The organism is Anaerotignum lactatifermentans DSM 14214 (assembly GCF_900142265.1).
GTDB classification, from domain to species: domain Bacteria; phylum Bacillota; class Clostridia; order Lachnospirales; family Anaerotignaceae; genus Anaerotignum; species Anaerotignum lactatifermentans.
The window spans coordinates 1-6,598 of the sequence record NZ_FRAH01000117.1; the positions used below are offsets into that span (position 1 = coordinate 1).

Annotated in this window: 8 protein-coding genes; all 8 read right to left on the minus strand. The window is 40.3% G+C overall.

The window, feature by feature from the left end; all coding sequences use genetic code 11:
- A partial coding sequence (locus BUB35_RS17585) for a Cas9 inhibitor AcrIIA9 family protein (RefSeq protein ID WP_143185498.1) occupies positions 1 to 611 on the minus strand: 611 nt, incomplete at its 3' end.
- An 84-nt stretch (positions 612 to 695) separates the two neighbouring features.
- Entirely contained in the window at positions 696 to 1,139 is a 444-nt protein-coding gene (locus BUB35_RS17590) for a hypothetical protein (protein ID WP_072853839.1), read from the minus strand.
- Positions 1,140 to 1,220: 81 nt separating this feature from the next.
- Complete coding sequence (locus tag BUB35_RS17595) at positions 1,221 to 1,877, minus strand: hypothetical protein (RefSeq protein WP_143185499.1); 657 nt, start codon at positions 1,875 to 1,877, stop codon at positions 1,221 to 1,223.
- Positions 1,878 to 1,885: 8 nt separating this feature from the next.
- On the minus strand, positions 1,886 to 2,491 hold the full coding sequence (locus tag BUB35_RS18600; protein ID WP_159432915.1) for a cobaltochelatase CobT-related protein: 606 nt from the start codon (positions 2,489 to 2,491) through the stop codon (positions 1,886 to 1,888).
- A 6-nt stretch (positions 2,492 to 2,497) separates the two neighbouring features.
- Positions 2,498 to 3,967 (minus strand): hypothetical protein, encoded by a 1,470-nt coding sequence (locus BUB35_RS17600; RefSeq protein ID WP_084730773.1) that lies wholly within the window; start codon positions 3,965 to 3,967, stop codon positions 2,498 to 2,500.
- A complete protein-coding gene (locus BUB35_RS17605) occupies positions 3,964 to 4,194 on the minus strand; it encodes a helix-turn-helix transcriptional regulator (protein ID WP_072853843.1) in 231 nt (76 codons plus the stop codon). Before BUB35_RS17605 ends, BUB35_RS17600 begins: the two co-directional genes overlap by 4 nt.
- Before the next feature lie 13 nt (positions 4,195 to 4,207).
- Positions 4,208 to 5,998, minus strand: coding sequence for an AAA family ATPase (locus tag BUB35_RS17610; RefSeq protein ID WP_072853845.1), 1,791 nt, complete (start codon positions 5,996 to 5,998; stop codon positions 4,208 to 4,210).
- Positions 5,999 to 6,016: 18 nt separating this feature from the next.
- A partial coding sequence (locus tag BUB35_RS19145) for a hypothetical protein (RefSeq protein WP_159432916.1) occupies positions 6,017 to 6,598 on the minus strand: 582 nt, incomplete at its 5' end.

Here is a 6,598-nt window from a genome sequence, read left to right on the forward strand (position 1 = left end):
GCTTCATCTGTCAGGAAATAAGTCTCTGCCAAAGCATAGACCTCATTATCGTCTAACCATCCGTTTTTTCCTGCCAATGCTTTTTTCACCCCACTTATAACAAATTGAAAACACTTTTCCAGTGTCTTTTTTTCATCGTTTACCTTCGAGGCAAAATCCGTATCAGCCAAACATTTATTTTTCAGGTATCTGACGATAGGAAATACTGGCAGCATATGCGATTTTTGTGTTTCCAGCTGTACTTCCAATTTCAAAACTGCTTCTTCATTCTCATTTTTAGGAGTGGGAAAAGAGATCACCACAGCTTCTTCCTGCTTTTCCAGATGAATTTTATTCTGATTTTCTTCCTGTTTCGGTTCTTCTGCTATGGCATTTTTTTCTTCCAGCTTACTTTTATTCGATACAGCATCTTTTTCCATATGCTTGACAGCACCAGAAACGTCTTTGGGTTCTTCCTTTACGGTAACTTGTTCATCCTGCAATTCAGTTTCCTGATTCGTATGCTTTATTTCTTTCTGCTCTGGTTGTTCTGGGGGTATATGTGTTTTTTTATTTTGAAACACACGAAAATCCAGAGGTTGTTCCTTCGCTATCTTTTGAAAAATGTCCATGCTTCCATCCTCCAATCAAAAAAGCAAGGATAATTCACACATTCTCGTGTTTCATCATCCTTGCTTTTCATCCATTCTATTTACTTATGCCAACATATATCCTTCTTGAAAAGAATATTTCAAATAATCCGGATTACTGTAATATACATTTGAATTAAAATCCGAAATCTCATCGCTGATAAACGAAGCAAACACATCAAGTATCCCCTGTGCATAGTTATCTGCATAAAGAGATAATACCAATGTTTGATAAACTCTGCCAATAGCGGTTTCTGATGGAACTTGATATCGGCATTCCTTTACAGTATCAAAAGTGCCTTCTGCAATATGATAATCCTCAATTACTTCATCCGAAACCTGTTCTAAGCTCAAGCAATGATTCATCGGCGCCGCTTCTAACTGATGCAATATATCATTGGTTGTAAAATGCTTCACCACATCCTGACGATGATTTTTCGTCTTTCTGGCAATGTATTCAATCAATGTGCAGACATAAAACACATCATCTTGTGAGTATTGTTCTTGCATCTACTCATTCCTTTCATAAGTACAAATATAATTTACATTTTAATTATATCGAAGAAACTTTTTCTCTTCAACTATCTACTTTTAGCTTCTTCCTTCTTCCTGCATCTGAGCCATTGCTTGTTTGCCCTCCATAATGATATGTGGCGCCACAGTAGTTTCCCATGCCTTGATATACTTGCTGACACGGATCATAAGTTTATAAAAGTCAATATCATTCAGGTTGATATATTCTTTATTTTGCTCCTGATAAGAATTTGCTTTCATAAAAATCCCGCCATTATCCTTCTTGACCTTTTCTCCAGTTCCATTGGCGATTTCCAAGTACCACGGATAACGTCTTGGTTTTCCATCACTGCCGGTCACTGCTCTAATGATTCGCAGCTTTGTTACATGACTGCGTCCATTTTCATCCGGTGTACCAAATATCTTTTCTTGCTGGAAATTAAACTCCTGCACAGCATTTTGCAGCTGATTGAAAATATACTCCGCTTCATCCGGTGAAATATTTGCAGAAACGCGCTTGATGTTTTTTCCTGTCCCGTTGGTGTAGTTTTGCAGTGTAATGCCGATACAGGAAATCTGTCTGACACCAGATTCATCCTTATCCCCAAAAGAATGGATATGTGCATAGTACTCTGCCGGTGCTGGCTTGAGTTTGTCTATGAACTCAACCAGTTTTTTGTCTGTTTTATAAACGGAAATCTGTCTGGAAATATAGTTTTTTTCATTCTCACTCATGTGAATCTTCATCTCCTTATCTCTTTTTCAATTCTTTTGACCAATAAAAAAGGCAGCTTCTGCAGATCCGTAATATCCAGAAACGCATCGCCGTAAATCCTTTCGATGTTTTCCTTATCCGTACCGATCGCCGCTGCTACAAACATGATACCTTTCCTTGTGTATTCCTTATGAATACCCCTCAAGTCTTCTTCTGCCGCTGTTCCAATATATCCGCCATTTCCTGCTGGCTGTCCATCAGAAATCAACATCAAAAGCCTGCTGCTTTCCGGCTGTTTCATCAGACGTTCCGCAACAAAACGCAGTGCTGCACCATCTCTGTTGCCGTCTCTGGCTGAAATATCCATCAAACGATAACAGTCATTCTCATCATTAGAATCAAAATCCGTATATACATACAGTTCTACATCATTGGCTTCAGTATGTCCTATGATGGAAAGGGGAATACGCATCGCCTTACAAAAGTCATATACCATAATGGCAGCAGCTCTTGCATAAGTAGCACGATCCAACCCACACATAGAACCACTTTCATCAATAAGCAGTGCAACCGCTAAATCCTGTTTTTTCTCAGGCAAGTTTCTTTTGGAAAAAATCTTCCCCTCCTGATTCATCAACATTCAGCTTTCAATACGTCTGCCCATCAAAAGTCCTGACTGCTTTCCTTCACTAACTCGTTCTTTCAGGATACGTTTCCATCTTTTCTGTAATTGTTTGGAATACAAAAGCAATGGTTGTGCAACCATTTTGTATGCTTCTATCTGATTGCTATCTACGACAGGCATACGAAAAATCCTGAAATTTACCCCTTTGTGTGCATTTCCAAGTTCTAAGCGTTTGGACTGTTCATTCAGCTGAGCCCACAATGAATCATTCAATTCGCTTATGGCATTGGACTTAGACATCTCATTCAAAATACGAAGGATATCGCTTCCGGAGTTCGCATAACCGGAACCACTGTACTCCTTATCCCAAGAAATACAACCTTCTCCCTTTGTTTCAAAATCTTCTGTCTCAAGCAATGGGATTCTTTCCGTTTCTTCAGAGAGCACTTCCTGCAGTTCTTTCCTCTTTTCCTGTTCCTTATCTCTGTCAATAGAAAAACCGCCTTGTGCTGTAACAGGAGCTGTATTTCCTTTTGCTTCCTCTGTTTTGCCTGTCAATTCATCATGTAGTTTTTTCTGCAATTCTTCCATGGCATAAGCCTCATTTTGTTTTTTCTGGTTTTCTTTCACCTGTTCCAAGATTTCCTGCACATAATCCCACGACATGATCAGGATCTGATTGATTGCTTCATATCTGACTTTTGTATCATCATCATATAATGCATTTTCGAATACAGGTAAAACATCATAAAACATATCCAGGATTTCACCGTCATATCCATCTCGGTTATTGATGTCACCAGTACGGTGATACTGGATCAGTAAGTTCAGCAGCACAGAAAAACGATATGCGCCGTTTTTCAGCTGCTCACTGATGGATTGTGCCATTTCTGAAATACGGATGTTATTCAGCCTGATACCTGTTGCATATTTTCCAGGGAAAGCATCACACATGCGTGCCTCGATATAACCATCCTCCAGCACATTAAAAAGAAACTGTGAAACCGTCGCTATTGCCTGTCTGGTAAGTTCATCCGCATTCTCCAGAAACTCCTGTACTTCCTTTGCCTTTTCTTCTATCTCCCATTCTGAAAAAGAGGGTACAGCAGGATACATCCTACCTCGGCTCATCTCTTGACAATAGTGTTTCATCATAGGGAAATCCGTAAAAAGGATATGTCCAATCTCATGGGCATTCATCCCAATCAAGCTATCAGAACGCAGTACCTTCGTTGGAAAACTCCTTGTGATCTCATTGCCTGCATTGATAGAAATGATTTCATTGTCTGTATATGCAGTTTTTGCATTTTCACTTTCGTCATAAAACACATGAACTTTTATTTTTCTCTTATAGCGTTTTGTAGCAGCTTCTGCCATATCTGTCAGAAATCCTGCAAACGCTCTGGAACAAAATAGTTCTCTATCTGTGATCTTGAGCTGTTCCTGATTGATCTTTCGCTTCAGCTCCTTATGTGATACCCTCATTCTTCTTCATTCCCTTCTATACGTCCAAATACCAGATCAAAAAAATCTATTCTGTAAAACCTTGCAACTTCATATAAAAACCATACCGGTGGTACCAATTTGCCCTGCTCATATTTCGCATAGGTATTTCGGTTCACCTTTAACTTCTCCGCAACTTCTCTCTGCGAATATTCCGGCTTCCTTCTTTGTCTTAAAAGCTTCAGATTTTCACCAATATTTTCGTACATCCATTCACCACCCTTACGGATTGAGTACAGGGTCCAGACAAGTTGTGATGATTTCTTCTCTGTTTTCTTCATCGGCTGAAACAGATGGCAAAATGGTATATTTCGCAGCCTCCATCATATCCCCACAGATCATGTAACTCTGCACCCAACTGATGAGCTCACGTACACCACAGCATCCATCGTCAATCATATTCATACGACAATGTTGCTGAATCGAATGTACGATTTTCGCCATGATACTGATTTTGTTACGTTCCTCAAATCCAGTGATCTTAGAAACCCTTTCGACCAGCGTATTGGTATCTGGCTCTGCCATATCCAAAATAAAATCCATTCTGGATAATACAGACTGATTCAAGGCGTGACAGCCTTCATAATCATTATTTGTCGTGATTACAACAACCGTATCAGGATGACGCTCTACACGCTCACCTGTTGGCAATACCATAGAACTGCAAGTATCCAGCAAGGAGTTTAAACCTACCAAAACACCTGGGTTGGAAATGACTGTGGGTTCCTGAATTTCTATCAAGTATCCTTTCTTCATTGCCTGCACCAAAGGAGAATCCACATATTGAAACCTTTGTTCTGTCTTATGATCATTTGTTTTTGCAGCCTTTTCCTCTATTGTCTCCAATAGCTTTTTGTAGACCTCATCTTCTGTCACATCCTCCTGATATTCGCCTGTCAGCTTATAATACGCCGTTGCCGCATCCATTCGTATATCATCAAAGGTTGGATATTCCCCTAACTTTCTGTCTGGTTTATCCAAAACTGGCAACATCTGTCCTAACAGATCGAATATTTCCGTATTGGCTGAACAGGTCAGATGCAAATATGGAAGACCAAGACCTGAAGCAATGGCTTTTGCTCCTTCTGTTTTCCCTGTACCAGCTCTGCCTCGAAGCAGAAAATTTCGCATCGGTCTTCTGCTTTCCGTAGTTTCCTTTGCATGACGGCAAATATTCACAACCTCATTAGGGATTACATACCAGTCTGGCAGTTTGGGGATCAAAAGCATTTCCGAGGAGGAAAATTCTCTTTTCGCAAAGGCAAATTTTCCAACAAAATCTTCTCTGCGAATTTTCTTTCTGCTCTTTCGACGTTTCATTTCATCTGGTTTTAATACCTTAAATTTGCCATATAATACGGTACTTGGGTGATAGGTTCCTTTATTCAGCGTAATAGGCGTAAATGGCTGGATATTCCCTGTTGTCGGGATCACCACAGGAATCCCCGCCTCACCTAAATCAGAAGCATTCTCAACCCTTCGGTATAAATTATCACAGAGAATATAAGCACTTTTTGCCGCCTTCTGTAAATCAGGAAAACCTGCTTTTTTCTCTTCAAGCAGCAAATTATATTCTTCGGAAAATTCTTCATCCATCATCGCTTTTCGGATCAATGCAAAGAACAATGCTGTACCTGTGTTCTTATCCTCTTTCAGTACATAGGGCTTAGGCATTTGGTTCACATCATCATAGCAGCCTGCAATATATTTACCCGTTTGCTTCTGATAGACCACTACATGAATCTCGCCTGTCCTGCTTGGATATTCTGCAATATCCATCAAATCGCCCTGCTCACCAAAGGCACCTTTCTCCTCACTGGAGTCATCCATATTCAGCTCCATTGCAGAAAGGATCGCGCTCAACACTGCGGAATGCAGTGTCGCAAGCTTAGCAGGCGTCATACAATACTTTGAATAGTGTGTCTTTGAGCGCTGTTCAATGGATACATCGTCAAATGGCTCTGGGAGCTTTCTATTCCAAGTCCAATTATCAAATAGCTTTGTTTTTGCCATAGTTCATACTTCCTTTCCTTACCACATAAAAGTCATCTTTTTTTCATTGATCCTTACTTTGATACCTGTATCCATCATCATTTTCTTTAAGTCAAGCCAGTTCTTTTTCGGCGGAAAATCCAATACATGATCTTTTACCACATATTTTCCGTTTTCCTGTACCACAACATCGCCATTTTCCTGTATGGATAATCTGGAAAAGCCCTGCTGATTCATCTCCGTTACCAGCTCTGTCAGCAAATGCTGTCCCTTCAGGGTATACCAGCGTTCCATCTGCACCTCGTCCAAGGTGTGTTCCTGTTTCTCACTTTGGTCATCCGAAATGGTATCAAAATCCACCAAAGTAAACAGGCTCATGCGGAACATTCCATCTTCTGTCATGGAAATATTCATGTGACTGAACCCATCTACACCTTCGATGGCAACACATAAAGGACGCTTCAGATATGCCAATCGAATGATATCAGCCTCACACAAGCAGATTTTTCCACCTGCGAATTTCTGCTGCATCTTTTCTTGGATACGAAGTGCTGCCTGCTGGACAAAAAGCTTTTTATAATCCGGCTCCAGCTGAACCAATGTTGCATTTTTTCTTGGTTG

Coding starts and splice junctions, on each gene's coding strand:
- BUB35_RS17590 (WP_072853839.1), bottom strand. CDS start 1,139: ATGCAAGAACAATACTCACAAGATGATGTGTTTTATGTCTGCACATTG.
- BUB35_RS17595 (WP_143185499.1), bottom strand. CDS start 1,877: ATGAGTGAGAATGAAAAAAACTATATTTCCAGACAGATTTCCGTTTAT.
- BUB35_RS18600 (WP_159432915.1), bottom strand. CDS start 2,491: ATGAATCAGGAGGGGAAGATTTTTTCCAAAAGAAACTTGCCTGAGAAA.
- BUB35_RS17600 (WP_084730773.1), bottom strand. CDS start 3,967: ATGAGGGTATCACATAAGGAGCTGAAGCGAAAGATCAATCAGGAACAG.
- BUB35_RS17605 (WP_072853843.1), bottom strand. CDS start 4,194: ATGTACGAAAATATTGGTGAAAATCTGAAGCTTTTAAGACAAAGAAGG.
- BUB35_RS17610 (WP_072853845.1), bottom strand. CDS start 5,998: ATGGCAAAAACAAAGCTATTTGATAATTGGACTTGGAATAGAAAGCTC.